The organism is Nostoc sp. (assembly GCF_036919555.1).
Lineage (GTDB): Bacteria > Cyanobacteriota > Cyanobacteriia > Cyanobacteriales > Nostocaceae > Nostoc.
Map to the genome: position 1 here is coordinate 15,903 of NZ_JBALCS010000033.1, position 26,280 is coordinate 42,182.

Annotated in this window: 17 protein-coding genes; 8 read left to right on the forward strand and 9 right to left on the reverse strand. The window is 42.9% G+C overall.

Going from position 1 to position 26,280, the window contains the following annotated elements; translation table 11 throughout:
- Positions 1–48 precede the first annotated feature (48 nt).
- From argC to V7K36_RS09375, 3 genes are all read left to right on the forward strand, one after another.
- Positions 49–1,041, forward strand: coding sequence for an N-acetyl-gamma-glutamyl-phosphate reductase (gene argC, locus V7K36_RS09365; RefSeq protein ID WP_335115106.1), 993 nt, complete (start codon positions 49–51; stop codon positions 1,039–1,041).
- Positions 1,042–1,125: 84 nt separating this feature from the next.
- Positions 1,126–2,541: a folate/biopterin family MFS transporter gene (locus V7K36_RS09370; protein WP_335115109.1), complete on the forward strand. Its 1,416-nt coding sequence runs from the start codon at positions 1,126–1,128 to the stop codon at positions 2,539–2,541.
- Positions 2,542–2,634: 93 nt separating this feature from the next.
- On the forward strand, positions 2,635–4,134 hold the full coding sequence (locus V7K36_RS09375; RefSeq protein WP_335115111.1) for a carotenoid oxygenase family protein: 1,500 nt from the start codon (positions 2,635–2,637) through the stop codon (positions 4,132–4,134).
- 4 nt (positions 4,135–4,138) lie between these two features.
- Here the strand turns inward: V7K36_RS09375 and V7K36_RS09380 are convergent, their stop codons facing one another.
- From V7K36_RS09380 to kdpA, 4 genes are all read right to left on the reverse strand, one after another.
- Complete coding sequence (locus V7K36_RS09380; RefSeq protein ID WP_335115113.1) at positions 4,139–5,293, reverse strand: universal stress protein; 1,155 nt, start codon at positions 5,291–5,293, stop codon at positions 4,139–4,141.
- A 157-nt stretch (positions 5,294–5,450) separates the two neighbouring features.
- Entirely contained in the window at positions 5,451–6,053 is a 603-nt protein-coding gene (gene kdpC, locus V7K36_RS09385) for a K(+)-transporting ATPase subunit C (protein WP_335115115.1), read from the reverse strand.
- Between the two features lie 93 nt (positions 6,054–6,146).
- Positions 6,147–8,252 (reverse strand): potassium-transporting ATPase subunit KdpB, encoded by a 2,106-nt coding sequence (kdpB, locus tag V7K36_RS09390; protein ID WP_335115208.1) that lies wholly within the window; start codon positions 8,250–8,252, stop codon positions 6,147–6,149.
- Between the two features lie 597 nt (positions 8,253–8,849).
- Complete coding sequence (gene kdpA, locus V7K36_RS09395; RefSeq protein WP_335115117.1) at positions 8,850–10,535, reverse strand: potassium-transporting ATPase subunit KdpA; 1,686 nt, start codon at positions 10,533–10,535, stop codon at positions 8,850–8,852.
- Between the two features lie 193 nt (positions 10,536–10,728).
- On the opposite strand from kdpA, the gene V7K36_RS09400 reads away from it, so the two are divergent.
- From V7K36_RS09400 to V7K36_RS09410, 3 genes are all read left to right on the forward strand, one after another.
- Positions 10,729–11,826 (forward strand): sensor histidine kinase, encoded by a 1,098-nt coding sequence (locus tag V7K36_RS09400; RefSeq protein WP_335115119.1) that lies wholly within the window; start codon positions 10,729–10,731, stop codon positions 11,824–11,826.
- Positions 11,827–11,959: 133 nt separating this feature from the next.
- On the forward strand, positions 11,960–12,631 hold the full coding sequence (locus V7K36_RS09405; protein ID WP_334944555.1) for a response regulator transcription factor: 672 nt from the start codon (positions 11,960–11,962) through the stop codon (positions 12,629–12,631).
- A gap of 519 nt (positions 12,632–13,150) precedes the next feature.
- Positions 13,151–13,372: a hypothetical protein gene (locus tag V7K36_RS09410; RefSeq protein WP_335115121.1), complete on the forward strand. Its 222-nt coding sequence runs from the start codon at positions 13,151–13,153 to the stop codon at positions 13,370–13,372.
- 256 nt (positions 13,373–13,628) lie between these two features.
- Here the strand turns inward: V7K36_RS09410 and V7K36_RS09415 are convergent, their stop codons facing one another.
- The 5 genes from V7K36_RS09415 to V7K36_RS09435 form a co-directional block, all read right to left on the reverse strand.
- A complete protein-coding gene (locus tag V7K36_RS09415) occupies positions 13,629–14,426 on the reverse strand; it encodes a class I SAM-dependent methyltransferase (RefSeq protein ID WP_335115123.1) in 798 nt (265 codons plus the stop codon).
- Between the two features lie 395 nt (positions 14,427–14,821).
- Positions 14,822–16,030, reverse strand: a complete 1,209-nt coding sequence (locus V7K36_RS09420; protein ID WP_335115125.1) for a 4-hydroxy-3-methylbut-2-enyl diphosphate reductase — start codon at positions 16,028–16,030, stop codon at positions 14,822–14,824.
- 557 nt (positions 16,031–16,587) lie between these two features.
- A complete protein-coding gene (locus tag V7K36_RS09425; protein ID WP_335115127.1) occupies positions 16,588–17,421 on the reverse strand; it encodes an SGNH/GDSL hydrolase family protein in 834 nt (277 codons plus the stop codon).
- 120 nt (positions 17,422–17,541) lie between these two features.
- Positions 17,542–18,939, reverse strand: a complete 1,398-nt coding sequence (locus tag V7K36_RS09430; RefSeq protein ID WP_442948452.1) for an ammonium transporter — start codon at positions 18,937–18,939, stop codon at positions 17,542–17,544.
- Positions 18,940–19,340: 401 nt separating this feature from the next.
- A complete protein-coding gene (locus V7K36_RS09435; RefSeq protein ID WP_334944485.1) occupies positions 19,341–19,664 on the reverse strand; it encodes a YnfA family protein in 324 nt (107 codons plus the stop codon).
- A gap of 264 nt (positions 19,665–19,928) precedes the next feature.
- Between V7K36_RS09435 and V7K36_RS09440 the strand changes: the two genes are divergently transcribed.
- On the forward strand, positions 19,929–24,668 hold the full coding sequence (locus V7K36_RS09440; protein ID WP_335115131.1) for a GAF domain-containing protein: 4,740 nt from the start codon (positions 19,929–19,931) through the stop codon (positions 24,666–24,668).
- A 304-nt stretch (positions 24,669–24,972) separates the two neighbouring features.
- Positions 24,973–25,398 carry a DUF4363 domain-containing protein gene (locus V7K36_RS09445; RefSeq protein ID WP_335115133.1) on the forward strand — a complete coding sequence of 142 codons (426 nt, stop codon included), beginning with the start codon at positions 24,973–24,975 and terminating at the stop codon, positions 25,396–25,398.
- Positions 25,399–26,280: the final 882 nt, after the last annotated feature.

Here is a 26,280-nt window from a genome sequence, read left to right on the forward strand (position 1 = left end):
TCAAGTAAGTATTAATCAGTCAAAATATCACTCACATATAAGAAGCTCATGACTACTAAACCGAAGATTTTCATTGATGGGGAATCGGGAACCACAGGCTTACAAATTTACTCACGCCTCAACCAACGCGATGATATCGAGTTAGTTAGCATTGAGGCATCTAAACGTCGGGATGCAACTGAGCGAACCAAACTAATCAATGCTGTCGATGTTGTGATTCTCTGCCTGCCTGATGACGCAGCCCGCGAAGCTGTTAGCTTAGTCAGTAGTAGTACGGTGAAGATCCTTGATGCTAGTAGTGCCCATCGCACAGCTAAAGGCTGGGTATATGGCTTCCCTGAACTAAATCCAGGACAGCGAGAGAAAATCGCCAGCGCCCAATTTGTCAGCAATCCAGGCTGTTATCCGACAGGATTTTTAGCCTGTATCCGTCCGTTGATTGCCAAGGGACTTCTGAAGAGCAACTTTCCGATCACCGTTAATGCAGTGTCAGGTTACTCTGGTGGCGGAAAGAATCTGATCAAACAGTACCATACGTTCCACGAGCAGCAAGCTGAGGCAGAGTCGCTCTACCCTTATGGCGTCTATGGGTTGCAGTTTGGGCATAAACACGTTAAGGAAATGCATCAGTATTCGGGGTTAGCATCAGTGCCTCTGTTCGTACCGGCAGTGGGAGATTTTGAGCAGGGGATGCTGGTGCAGATACCTTTGCCGCTAGGGGTTTTAGATAATCCACCATCAGGTGAGGTGATTTATCAAGCGATCGCTAACTACTACCAAAATGAAAAATTTGTGCAGGTTGCTCCATACCAAGATTCTACTCTGCTGCGAGACGGAATATTTCTGGATGCGATGTCTACGACGGGCTACGCCTACGCAATCAACGGCACCAATATTGTTCAGGTTTTTGTATTCGCCAATGACACTACCAAAGAAGTGTTGCTAGTTGCTCGTCTGGACAACTTGGGCAAAGGCGCATCAGGAGCCGCAATCCAAAACCTAAACATCATGCTGGATTTTCCAGAAGAGTTGGGATTGTAATAAAAGCAAAAAGCTTACAGAAAACCCACATCCTCAGAATCGATATGATAGAAAAGTAAAGAAAAGTTCAAAAATCTTTATCGAATGGTGCTTCAATCATCTGGCTTGTCCAAGGTCAAAGACTCATTAACACAAAAAATCTTCTTGGGTAATGAACCTAATGCAGAATTAATTGCAATTCTCACCGTTTACTTTGTCCAAGGAATTTTAGGGTTATCGCGTCTAGCCGTTAGCTTTTTCCTGAAAGATGAACTGCTGCTAAGTCCAGTCCAGGTGTCGGCGCTATTGGGAATTGTCTTCCTACCTTGGATGATTAAGCCGGTGTTTGGCTTTATCTCTGATGGCTTGCCGATATTTGGCTATCGTCGGCGTCCTTACTTGATTTTATCCGGGATACTGGGAACTGCTTCTTGGGTAAGTCTGGCCACAATAGTTCATACTAGCTGGGCAGCGACCTTAGCGATCGCTCTTAGTTCTCTGTCTGTGGCCATGAGTGATGTCATAGTTGACTCGTTGGTTGTGGAACGAGCTAGAGGCGAATCGCAAGCGAAAGCCGGTTCATTACAATCTCTATGTTGGGGTGCTTCTGCGATCGGAGGTTTAATAACAGCATACTTTAGCGGTCTGCTGCTCCAATATTTTACTACCCGTACCGTCTTTGCAATTACCGCCTTATTCCCTCTGATCGTTTCAGGCGTAGCTTGGTTAATTGCTGAGTCCCCTGTTAACAAAGATGCTAAAGATAGTAATCACACCAACTCTTTACCAATCAAACATCAACTGGTGCAGCTACGCCAAGCCATTAGCCAAAAATCAATTTGGCTACCAACGGCGTTTATCTTCATCTGGCAAGCTACCCCAAATGCGGACTCAGCCTTTTTCTACTTCTCTACCAACGAACTCCACTTTCAACCAGAATTTTTGGGGCGAGTACACTTGGTAACAAGTTTCGCTTCTTTAGCAGGTGTTTGGATTTTTCAACGTTTCCTCAAAAGCATCCCTTTTCGCGTGATTTTTGCTTGGAGTACCGTCCTTTCGTCAGTTTTAGGAATGACGATGCTATTGTTAGTGACTCACACAAACAGGCTCTTAGGTATAGATGACCACTGGTTTAGTTTGGGTGATAGTCTTATTCTCTCTGTGATGGGGAAAATTGCCTTTATGCAAGTGATGGTTCTAGCAGCAAGGCTTTGTCCCTCTGGTGTGGAAGCAACCTTATTTGCCTTGTTAATGTCAATATTTAATTCAGCAGGAACAGTTTCCCATGCATTCGGGGCATTAATCACCTATTGGCTGGGGATAACCGCAACGAACTTTGACTCACTTTGGCTATTGGTGCTAATTACTAACCTCAGTACGCTGTTACCCCTACCATTTATCAACTGGCTACCTGCTGCTGAAGAGCAAACTGAGACATCAAAAGCTGGGGAACAACCGTTTTTGCCTGATTTGATGTCTGAGTTGGTACTAAGAGAAGCAGAGTCGAAAATAGTGGAATAGTCTAATAAATCTCACGCACTGGCGTAGCAAAGTCGCAAAGAAATTCTTTTTAGCGGCAACATATTTTCGTCCAAAGTAACAATAAAAAACAAAGTGCAGATTTTTAAAAGTCAAGAAAGCCCAATTACACAAAAATCCTACACTCGTGCAGACTGGCAAGGAGGATATAAATCTCTCACCCAAGAGTTTGATTATTGGATTGATGATATAGAAGGAGAAATTCCCAGAGAATTACAAGGTACGCTGTTTAGAAATGGCCCCGGTTTGCTGGATATAAATGGGCAATCTCTTCATCACCCATTTGATGGGGATGGGATGATTAGCAAAATCACCTTTACTAATGGTCGTGCCCATTTTCGCAACCGCTTTGTCCGCACAACAGGCTATTTGGCAGAGCAAAAGGCGGGAAAAATTCTCTATCGCGGTACTTTTGGTACTCAAAAACCCGGCGGTTGGCTAGCTAATATCTTTGACTTCAAACTCAAAAATATCGCCAATACAAATGTTATCTATTGGGGTGGTAAACTGCTAGCACTGTGGGAAGGGTCTGAAGCACATCGCCTCGATCCCTACACTCTTGAAACCTTGGGTAATGAATATTTTAATGGTGTTTTGTCAGCAGGTGGAGCTTTCGCTGCCCATCCCCGCCTGGAAAATAATTGTTACCAAGATGGGGGCGCACCTTGCCTGGTAAATTTCTCGATTAAGCCGGGATTATCTACCACAATTACTATTTTTGAGCTAAACCCAGCAGGTGAAATTATTAGACAGCAGACTCATAAGGTTCCAGGTTTCTCTTTCATTCACGATTTTGTGATTACTCACAATTACTGCATCTTCTTTCAAAATCCTGTCACCTTTAATCCCATACCTTTCGCCTTAGGAATACGTGCGGCAGGAGAATGTATCAAATTTCAGCCAAATCAGCCAACTCAAATTCTAATTATTCCCCGCTTCCCCAAAGAAGGGCAAGAAAAGATAAAAATTCTGGAAACTCAGTCGGGTTTCGTCTTCCACCACGTTAATGCTTTTGAGGTAGGAGAGGAAGTTTTGATTGACTCCATTTGCTACCAAGATTTATCAAAAGTTGAACCAAAAAGCGATTTTCGACAAGTTGATTTTGAGGCGTCTTCATCTGGGCAACTCTGGCGATTTTATCTGAATCTCAAAGATGGGACAGTCAGGCGGGAATTGATTGATGGCCGTTGTTGTGAATTTCCCAGCATACATCCGGCGAATGTGGGACGCTCTTATCGATATTTATATATAGCTGCGGCTCATGGAGAGACTGGTAATGCTCCCTTACAAGCATTGCTGAAAATTGATTTACAGTCTCTTGAAAGACAATTTTGGAGTGCTGCACCCCGTGGTTTTGTAGGTGAACCGATTTTTGTTCCGCGCCCAGGTTCTGAAAAAGAAGATGATGGTTGGGTATTAGCTTTGGTTTATGATGCTGCTGCTCACCGTTCAGATTTGGTAATTTTGGATGCTAGTGATTTCTCTAAAGGAACTATCGCGCGGCTACATCTCAAGCATCATATCCCCTATGGTCTGCATGGGAGCTTTACTTCTGAGGTTTTTGGAGAAATTTGATCCCCTATTTGGGTGAAACTATTTTTTCGCTGGAAATGATATGCAAATCGATATTTTTGAGCAAGCGTACCAATTTTTGCGTCAAAGATCCTTTGAGGAGCATTTGCCAGCGCGATCGCTGACTCTCTCCAATTACAATTTGAGTAATCCGATATTTTTCAGCGACTTCAGCGATCGCATTGGCTATATTACTGTTGGTAACATGAAGAAAAGTACCTTCAAATTCTTTACAGAGTTTCTCACAAGTGTAGATGTGTAAGCTTTCCTCCTTCGTGAGAAAGCGCTCTGCATTGGCCACAAACAAACTATAAAGCGGCGCGTTCATGTAGTTAGCCAGCCTCGCACCTCGACGTAACAGCTGCACTGAGTTGGGATAAGTGGATACACAAACCAAAACCCGCTCGTGAATATTACAAAATTGCCCGTTGGGGGTAGTAGCGATGGCATTTCCTTCCACGTTGTCTGCGACTTCCCGCAAAGCCAACTCCCGCAAAGCAATCAGGTTACGGCGTTGGAAAAAATTATCGAGGGATTGTTGGATTTTTTCGGGTGCGTAAATCTTCCCTTCTAATAACCGTTCTTGCAGAGTTTCCGGTGTGACATCTATTAACACAACTTCATCTGCTTCATCCACAATCCTGTCAGGAACTCGCTCACGGACTACAACCCCAGTAATCCGTGCTACTAGGTCATTGAGACTTTCCAAATGTTGTACATTCATTGTGGAGTAGACATCAATACTTGCTGCCAAAACTACTTCTACATCTTCGTAGCGTTTTTCGCGTGGGGAACCAGGGACGTTGGTATGGGCAAGTTCATCGATTAAGACTAATTGGGGCGATCTTTTTAAAATAGCATCTGTATCCATATCGGTTAGCATCAACGCATCCCGAAGATATTCCTTGCGGGGTAAAATCTCCAGTCCCTGTGCCTTCTCAGCTGTTTCCTTGCGCCCGTGGGTTTCCAAAAGCCCAATGACGACATGAATCCCTTCATGTTTGAGTGAATGTGCCTCTTCCAGCATCCGGTAGGTTTTGCCTACTCCAGGAGCCATGCCAATAAAAATTTTATGCTTGCCCCGCCGTCGTGCCGGATAAAGCGAGTAACTTGCAGAATTTAAAGGAATGCCAGTCGAACCAGTATTACTATTATCTGACATTTGAAAATGGGGAGTAGGGAATAGATATTTTCATGGTGTCTCTTGCACGAATATTTTAAAATAAGAATCTTATGGTTTATGCAGAGGCGCAGAGAGTAACGAAAAAGTTATCTAAAGTTATCTATTTATTCTAAACTCCCCACTCCCCACTCCCCATTTATTGATTTGGCTGACGAGAAAAATCTTGCACGTCAAGAGCATAATTCAATCGGAGAACATTGACTCCTGGCTCACCAAAAATCCCTAAAAATCTGCCATCAGTAAACTTATTAATTAAAGGTAGGATTTCATCTTCTTTTACTCCCCGCGCACTAGCAACCCGCGTCAATTGCTGCCGTGCTGCTTTCAAGGAAATATGCGGATCTAAACCAGAACCAGACGTATAAATTATATCAGCAATCGGTTGAAGATTTTCATCTCGCAATTGATTTGCCTGTTCTAGAATCCGTTTTAGTAGTTCTGGATTGCTTGCAGCGAGATTGCTAGCTCCAGATATGCCAGTTGGCTTGGCTTTTTTGCCTTGGCTATATCTAACAGTACTGGGACGAGAATGGAAATATCGCTCAGATGTGAACACTTGACCAATCAAAGCTGAACCAATTGGTTCACCATTTTGACCCGGCCTGATGCTGCCGTTAGCTTGATAAGGGAAAAAAGCTTGACCCACTACAAGGATTATCAGAGGATAGATGATTGCAGTCAACAACCAAAGCATCAGAGTTATGAAAATTGCTCTGATGGTTTCTCGAATCATAGCCATAAAAATTTTCCAATTGCTGCTAATATTTTATTTTTAATTTTTTATGTGGTGAATGGGTCAATTTGGTCAAGATGCGCTCGTTTGGCAGCGTCCTTAAGCCAAGCCCACAACTGTAATTAGTATATCGATCAACTTAATGGCGATAAACGGCGCAATCACCCCACCTAAGCCATAAATTAAGATATTGCGTTGGACTAGCTGATTAGGTGTCAGGGGTCTAAACCGCACACCTTTCAATGCCAAGGGAATTAAAGCGGGAATAATTAAAGCATTATAAATCAGCGCCGATAGTACAGCAGACTTAGGGCTGGTCAAATTCATAATATTTAGGCTTTGCAGGTTAACAGCGACAAATATCACTGGGATAATTGCAAAGTATTTCGCAATATCATTAGCGATGGAAAATGTCGTCAATGCCCCGCGAGTAATTAACAATTGTTTGCCAATGCTAATGATATCGATCAACTTTGTGGGATCGGAGTCCAAATCGACTATGTTGGCGGCTTCTTTTGCAGCTTGCGTCCCTGTATTCATTGCCACCCCGACGTTAGCTTGGGCTAACGCTGGAGCATCGTTAGTCCCATCTCCTGTCATCGCAACCAGTTTGCCTGCTGCTTGTTCGCCTTTAATGAAGCTGATTTTGTCTTCTGGTGTGGCTTCGGCAATGAAGTCATCCACCCCAACTTCTTTGGCAATGACAGAAGTTGTAATTCGGTTGTCTCCAGTCAACATGATACTACGCACTCCCATCCGTCGCAGTTGCTGAAAGCGATCGCGGATACCAGGTTTCACAATATCTTTAAGATAAACAATCCCATAGATTTCGTTATCTAGGCTGACTGCTAGGGGTGTACCTCCCAGGCGAGAAACTTGTTCGTAGGCAGCATCCAATTCTGGGGTTTCGCGTCCGTTGCGAGAACGGACAAATCCTTTAATGGCTCCGACTGCTCCCTTTCTGGCCTCATATCCACCAGGTAAGTTAGTGCCACTCATGAGTGTTGTGGCGGAAAAATCGACTGCTTCTGCCTGACTGGAATCAAAATCAAACCGTGCTACTAACATTTCTGCCAGTCGGACAATGGATTTACCTTCTGGTGTATTATCAAAAACACTAGCCGCCCAGGCAACATTAGCAATTTCCGACATTGAATGACCGTTGATTGGAATAAACTCTTCCGCCAAACGGTTGCCGAGGGTAATTGTACCTGTTTTATCGAGAACTAAAGTGTTGACATCACCACAGGTTTCAACTGCTCGTCCAGAAGTGGCAATGACGTTCAGTTGGGCAACTTGATTCATCCCAGCAATGCCAATGGTACTTAGTAAGCCGCCAATGGTTGTCGGAATTAACGCCACTAACAGGGCAATCAAAATTGGGATGCTGACTGGACTGTTGACATAGTAGGCAAGTGCAGGCAGAGTTACCACGACAAACAAAAACATTAAGCTGAGAACTGTCAGCAATACTGTTAGGGTAATTTCATTGGGTGTTTTGCTGCGTTCTGCCCCTTCTAAGGAAGCAATCATCCGGTCAATGAAACCTTTGCCTGGGTCGGATGTGATCCGGATAATTAGTTCATCTGAGATAATCCGCGTTCCACCAGTGACCGAACTAGCAACGTCGGAGCCTGATTCTTTTAATACTGGTGCAGATTCTCCAGTAATTGCTGATTCATCTACTGAGGCGACACCCATGATTACTTCGCCATCGGCGGGGATGATATCGCCAGCAACGACGTAGATGGTATCGCCCTGTTTGAGGCTGGTGGATGAAACTTCAATAATTGTGCCATCGGCGGCAAGTTTTTTAGCGATCGCCTCTGATTTCTTTGATCGCAAGGCATTAGCTTGGGCTTTCCCCCGCCCTTCTGCTAGTGCTTCGGCAAAATTAGCAAACCAAACTGTCAAGAATAAAATCCCCGACAACAAGCCGTTGAACAGTTGCGGGTTCTTTTGCAGGGCTGGGCCAAATAGATCGGGATCAATTGTGAGCAATAGGATGATGATTGTCGCTACCCAAACCACAAACATCACTGGGTTTTTGATTACATACTTAGGATTTAGCTTGACAAAAGCATCTTTAATTGCCCTGAAGTACAGCCACTTATGACTTGCCCTGGCCTTTTTACGTGCTTGGCGGCGATCGCCAGAACGAGAATTTGGGCGTCTAGCTTTGAAGTTAGTTGCCACTTGATTTATAAATAAAGTTAAGAAGTAGGAGACGCGATTAATCACGTCTGTACAGGAGTTTGGAGTTATTAAGAACTTACAATAAAAAACAGATCCAACCTGTAGGGTGCGTTACTAACTCACCTTCATCGAATGGGGCGTTACGCTATTGCTAACATACTCTACGAAACTACGAAACCGGATAATTTATTTATTTTTTGGTATTCTCTTAACGGATCGCGGAAGTTCCCATCTTCAAGGTAATCCTAAGATGGGGATTGTGAGCGGGTGATAAGGATTACATCCAGAAGAGAGTTTTTACTGTGTAAAAACTCTCTTCTGGATGTATGACGAATCCCCAAGATTTTCTGGTAAGATAGGTGATGTCTTGACCATCAATGCCACAAGCGAAAACCAAGCTAATAGGTATATGTCGCAAGATAAAGATTTGGGTCTTGGTAACCAGGACTCCTAGCCTTGGAGTGGATGTCAGACCAAAAAAACTACGGAGTTTTTGAGGCTCTTCCCGATGAATTGGGAAGCTCAGACTTCAGCCGTAGACAAGTCTGAGTAGTTCACTTCCAAAGTCATAACTCATAACAGACGCGATTAATCGCGTCTCTACTTCTAACTGCCAGATGCTAGTTTCAAACCCTCAGCTATGGGGCCTAAAGCCAGAACGGGGATGAAAGCTAACACTCCCAAAACCAGTGTGACTCCAGCCGTGATACTAATAAATACCAGAGAATCAGTTCTCAAGGTACCAGGGGTTTCTTGTACTTGTTGTTTGCGAGACATCCCATCAGCTAACAGCAGGATGGCAATCATCGGAATGTAGCGTCCTCCGATTAAGCTAACTAAAGTACTCAAGTTCCACCAGAGGGTGTTATCCCTCAACCCCTCTAAACCGGAACCATTATTTGCTGCTGCTGAGGCATATTCATAAACTACTTGAGAAATGCCGTGATAGCCAGCGTTGCTAATTCCAGACAGGGAGATGGGATAAGCCAAGGCGATCGCACTGGGAATCAAAACTAGAATTGGGTGAATCAACAGCACCACACCGGCGAGGATGATTTCCCGCTTTTCAATTTTGCGTCCTAAAAACTCTGGGGTGCGTCCTGCCATTAGTCCAGTTAGGAACACTGTGAGAATTAAGTAAATAAATAAGTAAGCTGTTCCAGTTCCCTGGCCACCCCAGATCACGCGGATAAACAAGTTGAAGAGAGTCGAAAATATTCCTTGCGGCATCAAAGAATCGTGCATCCCGTTCACAGCCCCAGACATAGTAGCAGTAGTCATCACTGCCCAAAATGCAGTTTGTGCCCAGCCAAATCGAACTTCTTTCCCCTCTAAATTGGGCTGTTCTAATCCAAAGGTGTTATTAACCAGGGGATTCCCTTGCAGTTCTCCCACGGCTGTTATCCCCACCAGAACGACAAAAATCACAAACACCATCCAAAAAAGTAGCCAAGCTTGTTTGATGTTGTTGGCAAATATACCGTAGGTGTAAATCAAGGCTGCTGGTATAGAAATCATGGCGATCATTTCTATCAAGTTAGAAGCGCCATTGGGATTTTCAAAGGGATGGGCTGAGTTGACGCCAAAAAAGCCACCACCGTTTTCCCCCAAAAGTTTGATCATTTCAAATGATGCCACTGGGCCTCTGGCAAGATATTGTGTCCCACCGTCTAAGGTTCTTACATCCATAGTCCCAGCTAATGTTTGTGGTACACCTGATACAAGCAAGGCGATCGCTCCAATAATCGAAATCGGCAGCAATATTCGCGTAATCCCACGGACGAGATCGACGTAAAAATTGCCCACTCTTCTACCCGTCAACCCGCGAATAAAGGCAATTCCCACGGCTAATCCTGTGGCTGCGGAGGTGAACATCAAAAAGCCTAAAGCCGCTACCTGGCTAAAATAACTTAAGGTTGTCTCACCAGCATAGTGTTGCTGGTCAGTATTCGTCACAAACGAAATGGTTGTGTGCAGCAATACATCCCATATAGGCGCACCGAAGCCGTTTGGATTCCAGGGCAGGAGTTTCTGAAAATAGATCAGCAAATACACTGAAATACCCATAAGGAAGTTGCTATACAGTACAGCCCGGATATATTGCCAACCCGTCATCTGATCTTTTCTCCGAACACCCGCTAGTACGAACATACTTCGCTCTATGGGGTTCATTAAAAAATCAAGCAGTGTTCTTTCTCCCAAAAAGACACGCGCTATGTATCTACCGAATACCGGAGTGATTGCTATGACGATACACAGCGTTAAGCCAATTTGCAAAAAACCTTGTCCCATATATTTCGCGCTCAATTAAATACTACTTTTTACTCAGCACGGGCTAAACGCTCCGCTAACAGCACTCCTGAATATTTTTAGTTATTACTATTTTCCAGATAGTTGTTATAGATTACCGATAGATCATAATTGGTGAATTAAATAGTTGTAAAGATTGTAGAATAACGATTTTTTAGCTTAATCCTAAATGACGATGTTAAGTCGATTATTGACTATGAAAGAAGCTATAAGTGAGCGTGGCGAGACATATGGGCTAATCGCGATCGCCTTTGGTATCGTGATAGTGCTGGAATATTTGACACCCCCTGAGTACGTATTTGGCTACCTCTATATAGGGACGATTTTGTTAGCAGATTCTCGATTGAATCGGGGAGCAGTTTTGGGGATTACTCTTGCAGCTACAGGATTAACATTGTTAAATTTGTTTGTACCTGGACGAGAAATAATTCATCTGCCAACGTTAGCAAATAGGTTGATTGCAGTATTTGCGTTGGTGGTAACGGGTTGGTTAAGCGATCGCAACCACCGCAATCAAGAAGCGATCGCTTATACGCAAGCACAATTACTCTCCCAAGAACAATTAGCTACCATGCGTGAAGATTTTGTTTCTACCCTAACGCATGATTTGAAAACACCCCTATTAGGAGCAATTGAAACGCTGAAATATTTTCAAAATGAGCAATTTGGTGAAATCACGCCAATGCAAGCAAAAGTCCTCCAAACAATGGCTCGTAGTCATCGGAGTACACTGCAATTAGTCCAAACTCTTTTAGATGTGTACCGCAATGATGCCGAAGGGTTAAAACTAGAGATATCACCTGTTAACTTGGTGACAGTGGCGGAGGAAATTATAGCTACCCTGACTGAACTAGCGAGAACACGTCAGGTTTATATTTCTCTGCACTATGGCGAATCAGATTTTCGGAGCTTTCTCTGGGTAAATGGCGATTCTTTGCAACTTGGGCGAGTCTTCACCAATCTCCTAAGCAATGGCATTAATCATACCCCCCGTGGCGGTAAAGTGGAAGTAGTATTTGAAGGTTATTCTAGCGAGCAAGTAGTAAAAATACTCGATACTGGTTCCGGTATTACCGAAGAAGAGTTACCCCACTTATTTGAAAGGTTTTATCAAGGACATAGCGATCGCCACGTCTCAGGATCTGGACTGGGGCTTTATTTGACCAGGCAAATTATAGTAGCTCATGGGGGTACAATTTGGGCAGAAAATCGCTCACCACGAGGCGCACTATTTGGTTTCCGACTCCCAGCTTATCCACCACCAAGGAGTTGAGAGAGTGCTGAGTACTGAGTGCTGAGTGCTGATTAGAGACTCAGGAGTGAGGGAGATTAACTACTAACCAATGACCAATGACCAATGACCAATGACAAATGACCAATGACAAATGCCCAATGCCCAATTACTAATGACAAAAATCTTGCTCGTTGAAGATGATGAATTATTTCGGCTTGGTCTACGGATGCGGTTGCAACAAGAAAGCAGTTTGGAGATTGTCGCAGAGGCAGAAGATGGGGAACAAGCTGTAGAATTAGCAAATCGCTATCCCCTGGATTTGGTCTTGCTGGATATAGGTTTACCGGGAATTGGCGGGATTGAGGCTTGTCGCCAAATCAAGCAGCAGCACCCAAATTTACCAATTCTCGTTTTAACGTCTCGTTCGGAAAAACCCTTGATTTCACGGTTAATTGCCACAGGGGCGCAAGGTTACTGTCTCAAAGGTATTCCAGCTGAGTCTCTAATATTGGCAGTGCGATCGGTTGCAGCCGGGGCTTCTTGGTGGGATCAAACAGCAACAACAGAAATTAGAGCGGCTTTTGATGTCAATTCTCTGGCGGTGTTGCCCACAAAAGAGGAATCCTTAGAAAATCCCTTAACGAAGCGGGAGCAAGAAATTTTGGCATTGGTAGCAACTGGCAAAAGCAATCAAGAAATTGCTGAAATTCTCTACATTGCTCCTGGTACAGTGCGGGTTCATGTCCATGCTATTTTGCAGAAACTAGAAGTACGCGATCGCACTCAAGCCGCAGTTTTAGCTATCCAAAAAGGATTGGTAGCACCAGAATTATTAATAAATTAGAATGAACATTCAAACTTGAAAAAATCGAAATAGAGAGCAGTGCGATCGCAGCAGTAGTTTGTGTTTAGGGAACTCCAACAAATAAATTATCTAATCTTGTGGGGCAGGCTAGAAGCCATCGGTGTCAACTTAACGTAAAAGTTATGTCCCAATACGCTTGGGTTAGCGCCAAAAACCTTAAACTGTGTAGGTTGGGTTGAGGAACGAAACCCAACATTTGTCGTGCTTTCTTGGGTTTCACGACCTTCAACCCAACCTACAATTATCCTTAACCCAAGCGTATTGAGTTATGTCCCGCAAGGAACTAAAGTTCCTTGCTTATAGCAAAAGTAATCTAAAGATTACTAAATATCCGTAAAAATCTTTAGTCTACTTCAGTAGACTTTAGCTAAAAGCCAGAGAACTTTAGTTCAAGGCGGGTGACGAAGCTAATAGTTAAGCTATTTCTAGCTTAAGTTGACACCAATGGCTAGAAGCCCACCCCACAAGTGACCCCAACGCTGGATTTAGGATAAGCGGATGAACTCACTCCCAGAAATCGAAGCTGCTATTATGCAACTGTCTGAAGGTGAAATGCGGGATCTATCGAACTGGCTCCAAGAATATCTCAATGATGCCTGGGACAGGCAAATTGAAGCAGATGCAAAATCTGGTCGATTGGATCAGTTAATCCAGCGTGCCAAATCAGATATTGATGCTAATCCTGTGAAACTATTAGATGAAGTCTTTAACAACCTCTGATTTTTGGCGCTCATATTCTGCACTTTCATCTGAAGTTAAAGAACAAGCTAGAAAGGCATATCGGCTTTGGATTAATAATCAATTTTATCCGTTTTTGCATTTAAAAAAAGTAGGAAATGATTTGTGGTCAGTCAGGATTAGTGGTGAATATCGGGCACTAGCACTTTAACAAAAGTGAGGATTATTACTGGATCTGGATTGGTTCACATGATGAGTACGAGGCGCTGATTGGATAAGAATATTTTTGCTTAATCTTTCACGCTTTAGCTGATTTTTCTACTTTATCGGCGATTACAAACAAGTAATCTCCTTGATTATTTTCATACTTATTGACAATCTCGGTGATCCGTCCTGTGTTAATATCTGCTGCTAGCCTTTGACACCCTGTGGCGATTTCATCGGCAGAAGCTAGCAAAGCAAACGTAGAAATTCCAGAACGTACATTCTCGTCTAAATATATTTCAGGACGATGTTTTCCACTATATAAAAATAGGTCTTGTAAGTTTTCGGAAATAGAATAAGGTTCGATATTTACTGAATTAAAACCGACATCATTGAGAGCATATCTCAGCTTTTCTAAAGTTGGCATCTGTTCAGCAGATTTATGTATAGCCTCTGGAAAATATTTGACTAACCAATATTTGCTCATTTGCTCCGGTGTGGCAGTAAATAGTACAAAACGACCAGCTGCCAAGACACGATAAATCTCTCGAAAAACCGGACTTAGTGCAGCAAAATGATGAATTGCTAGCGTGCATAACACGCCAGAGAAACTTCCATCAGCATAAGGTAACTTCTCAGCTTCTGCAACTTGCCAAGCTACAACATTACTCTTATTTATAGCAGCATCAATCATCTGTTTTGACTGGTCTACTCCATGCCAAGCACCACCGTGTTTTGTTAAAGCCAGGGTGTAATTTCCTGTGCCACACGCCACATCTAGATATGAAGAATCTAATTTCACCTGAAGGTGTTTAGCTAATTGGACAGCAATGTCAGGGTCAGCGCGACGAGTCAAATCATAGCCTTTGCCAATTTGCTGATAAACAGCCATTTGTTTAAGTTTCTCACAAATTCTTCAAACACTGAACAGTCATCAGTAACTAGTGAACACTATAGCGCTTCTCAATTGAGCGCAATACAGACCTAACAAGAACAGCCCCAACCCTTGTAGCGTTGGGGAGTAAAATTCAAAGCCTCTCTCCTTTTAGGAGAGAGGTTTGGAGAGAGGTCAAAGTGTATTGCTTCCATTGGAGAACCGCTATAGTTACTGATATTGGTGTGGTGTTTCGCCAAAAGTGAAATCGATAACTGAGGAATTTATAATAAATAAATTATCCAATCTTGTCGGGTGGGCATCTTGCCCATCTTTAATTGCGGGCGGGCAAGATGCCCACCCCACAAAAAGTAGTTGGATGTTTTTTTATTTCCAAGTCCATCTGAGAACTTTTAAACCAGTGTTGCTATTGCTTTGACAGCAAAAATTTTCTCAATCACATCTTCTACCACCTTATCTGGCGTGGAAGCACCAGAAGTAATTCCCACAACAATTTCTCCATCTGGCAACCAGTTTTCTGTAGTTATTAACTGCCCATTTAATTGCCGATGTTCAATGGAATATCCTGATTTAAGGCGTTCAACAGTATCAATATGATAAGAAGGAATTCCCCGCTCAAAAGCAATTTGTTGCAATTGAGTAGTATTCGATGAATTAAACCCACCAATTACTACCATCAAATCTAAATTATGTTGCACTAACTCCAACATTGCATCTTGCCGTTCTTGGGTGGCGTCACAGATAGTATTGAAGCTTTGGAAATGCTGATTTAACTCGGTAGGGTTATACTTCTGCAACATAGTATGCTCAAAAAGCTTACCAATTTGCTCAGTTTCGCCTTTAAGCATTGTAGTTTGATTTGCAATGCCAACTCTTTCTAAATCTTGATCGGGGTCAAATCCTGCTGAACAAGCTTTAGCAAACTTTGTTAGAAACTCTTCACGGTTCCCACCATTGATAATATAGTCAGCAACATATTCTGCCTCTGGCAAATTCAACACTATTAAATACTTGCCAGCAAATGAACTTGTAGCGACTGTTTCTTCGTGCTTATATTTACCGTGAATTATGGAAGTATAATCGACTTTTTTGTGCTTTTCTACTGTATTCCAAACTTTAGATACCCAAGGGCAAGTTGTATCAACAATTTTGCAGCCTTTATCGTGAAGTATCTGCATTTCTTGAACGCTAGCGCCAAAAGCAGGTAATATGACTACATCACCAGTTCCAACAACAGAAAAGTCTTTTTGATTTGCTTGAATGGGGATGAATTCTACTTCCATCTCCTGCATCCGCTGATTTACAGAAGGGTTGTGGATAATCTCGTTAGTAATCCAAATATGTTCTGTGGGGAAGTGCTGACGGGTTTCGTAGGCCATTGCCACAGCCCGTTCTACACCCCAGCAAAAGCCAAAGGCTTGTGCTAGTCGGATCGTCACATCACCGCGTTGTAGGGTGTAATTGCGATCGCGAATTTCCTGAATCAAGTTACTCTGGTACTCAGATTGCAACTGGGTAGCAACTTCTGCTTGATGACCAAAGCCTTTGCGATTGTAATTTTCTGAATGTTGGAGGCTGCGCTTAAAAGCTTTTGTATCCATTAGATTTGTCTACTTAAACCACTATTTTTTATTTTCTCGCACCCAGACGCGATTTATAATAAAAATGCTGAAAACCCCTGAGAAAAAGCAACGCAGTTGCTTTTTCTGTACTTGAGGCGCTTGGGTTGAAAGCTAGCTGCATGCACTGTGCAAGGGTGCTTTGATGTTAATATAGTTTCAACAGGTAGGGTAATCAACCTGTATAAAAACCCGATGTTGCCTAACGGCTCTACGCTGTACCTTCTCCCAAAGGGAGAGGCTTCGCCAAGACAATTGAAATATGGGGTTCTATTCCATAGTTCTAGCTCCTTTCCAGGAATAGGTAAAATTTTCATGGAGACTAGACGACCAGCCTTTTACATACATAAAACAAATTTTGGAGTCATCCAACTACGGTAGGGCATACCGAAAGTTAACGCTTGAGGAGAGAACCACCTCTGGCTTAGATACCGCAAGGGGTCTAGGTTAAGTGGACTCGTTCAACCAAGAATCTCCGTTGCGTAGCAAAGGAGAGTGTCACTTCTTTTTGTACTTTACCCTTTTTCCGCCGAAGGACGTTAACGTTGGGATTTTAATTCGATGTCGCTATAAATCTGCAATGCAGAACGCCAAACTATATAGCCTTCAGGACTTAAGTGTAAGCCATCAGTAGTAAATTCGCGGCGGAGATTACCTTGCTTGTTGGTAAACAGGGGATATAAATCGAGATATTTGACACCTTTTTTGGTAGATATGATTTGCAGTTGCTGATTCAACTCGCTAATGCGACTATTGGCAACAACCAGCAGTTTTTCTCGTCCTTTCCAAGTTGCTTCCTCTGCGCCATGTGGCAAAATCGATTGGACAACAATTTGCGCTGTGGGATGGACTTTTCGTAGGTAACTGATAATTTGGCGCTGATGATCTAAAATTACCCTGTCGCTCATCCCCCTAATTAGGTCATTAATGCCAATCATTACAAAAATCACCTCTGGCTGGGTGCGATCAAATATATTCAATCTTTTCAAAAGTCCATTGCTGGTTTCGCCAGAAATTCCTTGATTGAGCCAATTTTTACCTTCGGGTAATAACTCAGGGGGAAACCACAAACTCAGAGAATCTCCCGCCAGTATAGTTAAATGTGGAGGACGTTGGTCAGCTGCGACCTTGGCTTCTTGCTTGAGGATGTCTACCCACTCTTGGTAAGTGAGTTGGTGACGGCGACCCAAATCAGGGGTAGCAATTTGGCGATCGCTGTTCAAGTTGATTTGCTCCTGGGATGTTATTATCCCAAAAAAAGCGGCTAATCTCTGCTGTTGCCAAATTAGCAGAATGACCGCCAACATTAGGATGCCGTTGGTTAACAGCGAGAAAAATGCCCAGATAGGAAAGGTTTTAAAAGAAGTAAACACGACTAGCCAAATTTACCAATTATTTGAATCAAATTTTAACGCTAGCGATCGCAAATAACACAATCTTAAATGGGGAGTGGGGAGTTAAGAGACGCGATTAATCGCGTCTCTTCTAACTCCCTACTGAGTAGGACGATCACCAAACTCGGAATTGTAACCTTCTTCACCGTGTTCGTTGATATCCAAACCTTGCAATTCAGCTTCCTCTTTGACTCGCAGCCCGACTGTAGCATCGATAACCTTAAGAATAATCCACGTACCAACACCTGCGATCGCATAGGCAACGGCAATTGCTGCTAGTTCAATTCCCAATTCACCAAAATTTCCACGTAGTACTCCTTCCTTACCTCCGCCGTTGACTTGAGTCGTCGCAAAGATGGCTGTTAAAATTGCCCCCACTGTACCACCAACGCCATGCACGGGATAGGTATCTAAAGCATCGTCAATTTCTAGCTTGTGCTTGAAACTCACAGCATAGAAACAAACAAAGGCGGTGATGAAACCAATTAAAATTGCTGATAGCGGTGTGACAAATCCGGCGGCGGGAGTGATGCCCACCAAACCAGCAACGGCTCCGGTAGCTGCTCCCACGGCGGTTGGTTTACCCCGTAAAACCCCTTCCAAGATTAGCCACATTAAAGCCGCCGCTGCCGCCGCCGCATTGGTGGCAACAAAGGCTGTTGTTGCCACATTTGTGACTAAGTTACCAGAAGTTCCACCAGCAACAGATAAAGCACTCCCAGCGTTGAAACCGAACCAACCAAACCACAGCAAGCTAGCACCTAGCAAAATAAACGGAACGTTGTGGGGCGGGCTAAGACGATCAGGATGGGTTTTCCGAGGCCCAATAACGATCGCAGCTACCAGGGCTGAAACGCCGGAACTAATATGAACTACTGTGCCACCGGCAAAGTCAAGGGCACCCAAACCACCATACAAACCTAAAAATCCACCTTTCGCCCATACCATATGAGCAAGGGGAGCGTAAACAAAGGTTGACCACAGTAGGACAAACAACGAATAGGCACGAAAACTTATCCGCTCTACGATCGCCCCAGAAATTAAGGCTGGGGTGATAATGGCAAACATGGCTTGGTAGATCATGAAGGTTTGGTGGGGTATCGTTCCAGCATAGGAGACGACTTCCGCCGGATTTGAGCCTTTGAGATAATCGGTTATCTCTAAACCGACACCATTCAACCCCAACCATTGCAATCCACCGATAAACGGTAAACCTGGCGCAAAGGCAAGACTATAGCCCCACAAAATCCAGGTAACTCCCACGATCGCCATCAACACAAAGCTCATCATCAATGTGTTTAGGATGTTGCGCGATCGCACAAATCCACCATAGAAAAACGCCAATCCTGGTGTCATTAGTAGCACCAGTGCTGCTGAAATCAGCATAAATGCCGTATCTCCAGTATCAGCAGTAGACACAGCAGCGACTGGTGTTTGGGCGAAAGCATTGCCCATCAGTGGTACTCCCAAAAACAGTAGGGTGATCGCCCCAATCATCACAACTTTCTTCAACACTTCTTTTTCTTCCTAAGATTAACGATTTGTATTCTTAACTACATTTGATTACTTTTATTGACACATTTTTGTCTTGAAAGATACTTAACCTGAATTTTTTGGAAATGTTAACAAAAATATAATCCTGATAGTAGTTGCAAAAATTTAAATAAGGGTGTATTAAGCGAATCATCGCATCTTTTTTTGAAGAATACCATTTTATTGAAGCCCTACAAAATTCCAAATTTTTAGTTATTAGAACTTACGCATTCACAAGAAATACCAAATCTGGAATTATAGATGATGCCATACTCTCGTCTAACACACCCGACATTAATTTATATTTGTTTACAGGCATTGAAGTTTTCTTGCCAACTTCGACTTACTTAATATAGAAAATTTACTTAATTTCTGGGTGCAAACATGATAATTAAAACACTCAGGAAAGCTAAACAAGCTCCTATTAGATCGTAGCGGTCTGGAGTTACCCCGTCTACCTTCCAACCCCAAAGCATTGCCATTGCAATGAATACGCCACCGTAAGCCGCATACACTCTGCCAAAATTTGCCGATTGGAGAGTTGCAATCACCCCATAGAAAACTAAAGCAATTCCCCCCAATATGCCCCACCAGAACGGCTTACCTTCGCGCAACCACAACCAGATCAGGTAGCCGCCCCCGATTTCAAATAAACCAGCCCACAAAAAATACAGCAGGGATTTAATCATTTGACCGATTAATTAATAAGTCGAACTCAGTAAAATTACGCTAACGCTTTTAACTAAACTATTGTCATTAATTGAAGTAAGTTTGTTGAACTGGGCATTGGGCATTGGACAAAACAGTTCCGAGTTGTGAGTTCTGAGTGAAGAAATAAGATTCCTAACTCAGCACGGGCTAAACCCTAGCTATCCGCTAACAGCACTCCTGAAGGGCATTGGTTATTTACTGCTCCCCAATCCCCAGTTCCCAGAATATAGATAAGGCTGAAGATGAAAGCACCATTACCTGATAACGAAGCACAGAGAATCCAGACGCTTTTGGAGTATAAGATTCTTGACACGCCATCTGAAGCCGCTTTTGACGACCTCACCCGTTTAGCCTCATATATTTGTCAGACTCCTATTGCCTTAATTAGCTTAGTTGATACAAACCGTCAGTGGTTCAAGTCAAAAGTCGGCTTGGATGCCCTAGAAACACACCGAGATTTCGCATTCTGTGCCCATGCTATTTTACAGCCTGATGTTTTTGTTGTGCCTGATGCAACAGATGACGAACGGTTCGCTACAAACCCACTGGTAACATCTGACCCAAATATTCGGTTTTATGCTGGTGTACCTCTGATTAACCCTGAGGGATACGCGCTAGGAACCCTATGTGTGATTGACTACATCCCACGGGAACTTACTCCAGAACAAGTGGAGGCATTACGAATATTAGGTCGTCAAGTTATCAAACAACTGGAATTGCGCCGAAATTTAGCAAGTTTGGTACTTGTTACCAAGAAAGGCAAACAGACGCAGGGGGAACGCAAGCAATTTTTCAAAAAGATTGTCGCAGGTTTTGGTTTGGCGTCGGTAATTTTAGTTGTGATTGGTGTGGTTTCTTATGAAAATATAAGAGTATCTACTAATAATCGCAGTATAGTAAAAAATACTTATAAAAAAATCAAAAGTCTAGATGAAGTACTGTCCCAGATTAAGGATGCCGAAACTAGACAAAGTAGTTACATCCTTAGTGGAGAAAAAATTTATCTAAAACCTTATCAATCAGCAGTTGCAAACGTCAATCAAGAAATTGCCAAGCTGAAGAGTTTAACAGCAGATCAACCGAATCAACAAAAGCAGATTGCAACGCTTGAATCTCTGATCACCGCTAAACTTAGTGAACTAAAACAGACTATTGACTTGCGCGAAAACAAGGGATTAGATGCGGCGTTGCAAGTACTAGTGAGAAATGATCAACAAAATCTCATGGATGATATCCGCAAAGTCATCAATGAGATGGAAAATGAGGAAAGGGAGTGGCTTCAACAGCAGTCACACGCAGTAAATGGCGATCGCAAAACAATTCTGACACTTGCGATCGCTATCTGCCTAAGTTTTATCGTTCTTTCTGTAGTCTACTACTTCATCTATCGTGAGGTCATTGAGCGGAAGAAGACAGAAGAAGCCTTAAATCAAGAACGCAACTTTATCTCAGTAGTCCTTGATACAGTCGGCGCGTTGGTAATAGTTTTTGATTCTCAAGGGCAAATTGTTCGCTTCAATCAAGCTTGTGAGCAAATAACGGGTTACTCCTTCGATGAGGTAAGGGGTAGGTATTGCTGGAACTTGTTGCTAATTCCTGAAGAGGTGGAGTCGTTCAAAGCAGTTTTTGAGCAGTTGCGTTCTGGTCAAATCCTGAATGAGTACAATAACTATTGGGTAATGAAGGATGGCAGTCGCCGACTGATTGCCTGGTCGAATACCTTCTTAAAAGACTATGAAGGATCAGTGGAATACATTATTAGCACTGGCATTGACATCACCGATGTCTCCGAAGAGCTTCGCTTACGCAAACGTACACAACAGCATCTGACTGCACAATATGCTGCAACCCGCGTTTTAGCGGAGTCCACCACGACGGGCGAAGCTACTGGCCAAATCCTGCAAGGAATCTGCGAGAGTTTGGGATGGGATTTGGGTGAAATTTGGATGGTAGATAAGCAAGCAAATGTGTTGCGTTTTCTCGATATGTGGCATAAAGCATCCCTTGAGGTGCAAGAATTTGAAGCACTGAATCGGCAAACCACATTTCCACCAGGAATTGGACTACCCGGCCAGGTTTGGGCTAGTTCTGAACCTATTTGGATCACTGATGTCGTTAAAGAACTCAGTTTCTCCCGCTTCAAAATCAGCGCTCAAGTAGAACTACGTGCAGCTTTTGGTTTTCCGATCCGCAGTGGTAACAAAATTATCGGTGTCATTACCTGCTTCAACCGGGAAATCCAGCCGCCTGACCAAGATTTGGTAAAAACGATGAATTCGATTGGTGAGCAAGTGGGGCAGTTTATTCAGCGTAAGCAGGCTGAAGAGGAAATACAACGCCAAAACTTGCGATCGCAATTATTTACCGAAATCACTCTCAAGATTCGCCAATCTTTGCAAATCGAAGAAATTCTCCAAATCACTGTCCAGGAGATCCAAAAGATTCTCAAAACTGACCGAGTTTTGATCTATCAGATTTTCCCAGATGAGTCTGCACCCACTGTTATTGAAGCAGTAGTTTCAGGGTTACCAGTAATCAAAGAGCAAAACATCACTACCCACTACTTACAAGCGGAATATCTACAACAATATTATCTACAGCAGTACCGTCAAGGACAGATTTTCGGGCTGGCTAACTTAGATTTGCCGAAAGTTGAACAAAGCCATCTGGAATTAATGCAACAGTTTGGGGTGAAAGTCAATTTGGTTGTGCCCATTCTGGTCAAAGACGAACTTCGCGGTTTGCTCGTAGTTCATCAGTCTGACGATTCCCACCACTGGTCTAGCTTTGAAACTCGTCTTTTGCGGGAAATAGCCGACCAAGTAGGTATTGCCTTAGCTCAAGCCCAACTATTAGCAGTAGAAATTCGTCAGCGACAAGAACTTGAAATTGCCCGTCGCCAAGCGGAATTAGCTTCTCAGACGAAAAGTGCCTTTTTGGCGAATATGAGTCATGAAATTCGCACTCCGATGAATGCTGTCTTGGGAATGACAGGTTTAGTGTTAGATACTTCCTTAGATGCAGAACAGCGAGATTTTATTGAAACAATTCGTAGTAGTGGAGACGACCTTTTAAGTTTAATCAACGAGATTTTGGATCTTTCCAAACTAGAGGCTGGACAGATGGCTCTCGAAACTCTAGATTTTGACCTATCCACTTGTGTGGAAGAAGTGGTAGAATTATTAGCCCCCTCAGCCCATAAAAAGGGATTAGAAATTGCCGTACTAATTGATCACAACGTCCCCACCCACCTCAAAGGAGATGCTGGTAGGCTGCGGCAAATTCTGATGAACTTAATCAGCAACGCGATCAAGTTCACCAGCGCTGGTGAAGTTTTAGTGCAAGCCGAATTGCGTTCGCCCTTGGCGTTAGCGGAGCCATCGCTTTCCTCTACTACAGCCACTATCCATTTTGACATCACAGATACCGGTCTTGGCATTAGCCCTGAAGACCAACGCAAACTGTTTACGCCATTTACCCAAGTGGATGCTTCTACAACTCGCAAGTATGGTGGTACCGGTTTGGGATTAGCCATCTGTAAACAACTGGTAACTTTGATGGGAGGAATGATTGGGATAGAAAGTCAGATGGGGAAAGGATCTAAATTTTGGTTTGAGGTACTTTTTACAAAGCAAGTTGAGCCTGTTTTGCCAAAAAACGATGGCTTGTCTGCGACATGCTACGCCAACAGCAAGGGCGAAGATCGCGGACTTTTGAGCGATCGCCGCTTGTTAGTGGTGGATAATAACACTACTAATTACAAAATTATCAATCATCAAGCTACTCATTGGGGAATGCAGGTAGATTACGCTGACAGTGTTGCTGCTGCCCTCAAAGCTATTCAGGAAACTGGTGAGCAGGGGAAATCATATCATGTCGCCTTGGTTGATATGCAAATACCTCAAATAAATGGCATGACAATAGGCGAACAAATTAAAGCTAATTCGGCAATTGCTAAGATACCTTTGATTATGCTCACCTTTAGTAATCAACGGGATGAAGTGCAGCAGGCGCTCAAAATCGGATTTGCTGCTTATTTGGTCAAACCCATTAAGCCATCACGACTCCTCGATACCATCATAACTATTTTAGAAACTCAGCCGGAATCAGAACAAGGAGCTAAAGACTGGAAGCTAAAGGCGACTGAAGAAATTCAGAGTACAGAAACTTCAGGGATTCTGACTTCCTCTTCTCCTAACCCCTCTACTAAATTCAAGTTAAGAATTCTCTTAGCTGAAGATAATTTGGTGAATCAGAAAGTAGCCTTGAAGCAACTCCAGAATTTGGGCTACAAAGCCGATGTCGTTGCTAACGGAAAGGAAGTTTTGCAGCTATTAAAAAAAATTCCTTACGATTTGATTCTCATGGATTGCCAAATGCCAATTCTCGACGGTTTAGAAACCACAAAAGAAATTCATCGTTGGCAAGAAAGCAGCTTTGCCCTGCGTCGTCGTCCTGTGGTGATTGCGATGACGGCTAATGCAATGAAACAAGACGAAGAAATGTGTCTCAATGCCGGAATGGACGACTATCTGAGTAAGCCAGTGTTTAAAGAAAAATTGGCTGCGACTCTAGAGCATTGGACAGGCGTGATCATTTCACAACAAGAGGCAGTTGTATATGAACAGACAGTTTCCACTGACCTAGCAATTGATTGGGAACACTTACATCAAATATCGGGAAATGATCGAGAATTTGAATTAAATCTATTGCAAGTATGCTTTGAAGATATGAAACCTCGTTTAGAAATAATTAAAGCAGCGATCGCATCTGATGACTTTGAACAAATTGCGCGAGAAACTCATCAACTTAAAGGTGCTAGTATCAACATTGGAGCTACAGCTATGTACCTAGCATGTAACAAACTAGAACAATTGGCTTACTATCAAGAACGTAGGGGTACTACCAACTTAATTTCAGAGTTAGAAGAATTTGTCAACCGCCTTCAAGGCTTTTTAATCAGAAATAATAGTAATAAATAACACCTTATTACCAATCAAAAATCATAGAGCTTAACAATTCCAGGACTCACGCAAACAATAGCCGAAAAGAAAGATTTTCTTCGGGAGCATCTTAGTTTTGCAAATACACCATAGGAAAAACAAGATTCCTGCTCGCTCTCCTTAGTAAGGAGAGGGCTGGGGTGAGGTTTAGGCTTTCTACGCGAGATTTAAACCCTTTATTTTAAGATAAATTAGACTTTACAAATATCGTTTTAGACCACAGGTTTGCTAATCTAGTAGCTGATACCGTCAGTACTTGACGATTTATTATTCCAGAGGTATTATGAAACGCTTAATCTACATCATCCCCGTTACTGTAATTGGCTTACTGACATTGGTAGGATGCAACAGCGCTCAAGAATCTGCTACCCAGACTCCTGCTACCACTGAAACCACTGCGGCAACAACAGTATCCAAAACTCCTGTTGCTACGCAGGGAGGTTTTGCTACTTTGGTCAGTGTAGTTTCAAATACAAAAACTGCGGTGTCAGCCGGAAACTTTGGCAAAGCTCAACAGGAATTTGATAAGTTTGAAAACTCTTGGTCTAAGGTTGAGGATGGTGTCAAAACTAAATCTTCAAAAACCTATAATGTGATCGAAGATGCTGCGACTCAGGTGAAGGGTGCGCTGAAAGCAAAAGATAAAGCGAAAGCTCTTAAGGGATTACAAACACTTGACACAAATATCGCCACTGTTTCTAAAGGTTAATTAACATATCAGCAGGAGTCAAAAGACAGTAAAAAAAACAAGCTTTAAATCTGACTTTGAGATGAATACTTCTGTACCTCATCAAGTTGCAAACTGCTATAATTTCCACTGAAGAATTTGGATAAATACGTTCATTTGGCAAGTACCACCGGACTCTGGCATTATTTTGGCTTTACCGCTTGCTGTAACATTGTTAACTGGTATTGCAGCTAACCTCGGAGTTTTGCGTAGTCTACTGTTTCTCGAATAGCTCAAGAAAACCTCACCCTAGTTATGCTACGCAAAACCTGTCCCTCTCCGTGAGTTCGTAGAGGGATGTCCGTCAGGAGAGGGTGAGATTTTTGTTTTGGGTAATTCAATAACTTGTATCCCACATTCGGCACTTCATCGTGTAATATACGAGGATTTCCAACATCTGGCTAATGGTGGTTAAATAGCAATCACAAATCTCCAATAATTGTCAGTATTAATACTTAATAATTGAGCATTATTAGGAAATATTCTTGAATATTGATGTATTACATCTTGAAGTGCGGAATGTCGGTTGTATGTACACCATAGCAACACACGCAGGGGGTGATTTTTTTTGCTTAGGAATAAGAATTAAATAACATACAATTTATGTCCCTGGCTTACTTCACCCTCAATCCCTCTCCTTATAAAGGAGAGGGATCATGAGATAGGATGAAGTTTTGCATTTTATTTAATCCACGTTACTTAGATTCCCAGAACGCGACTTGACTTAGGATAAAACTGTAAAGAGACAGAAGGAAGGAAAAAGTACTTTTATGCGTCATAGTCTACATCATGTCTGGCTACTTACAGGAGAATTCTGAAGCAAAACAGGCTTTATCTCTGGTTTTGAGACTTAGGTTGTATACT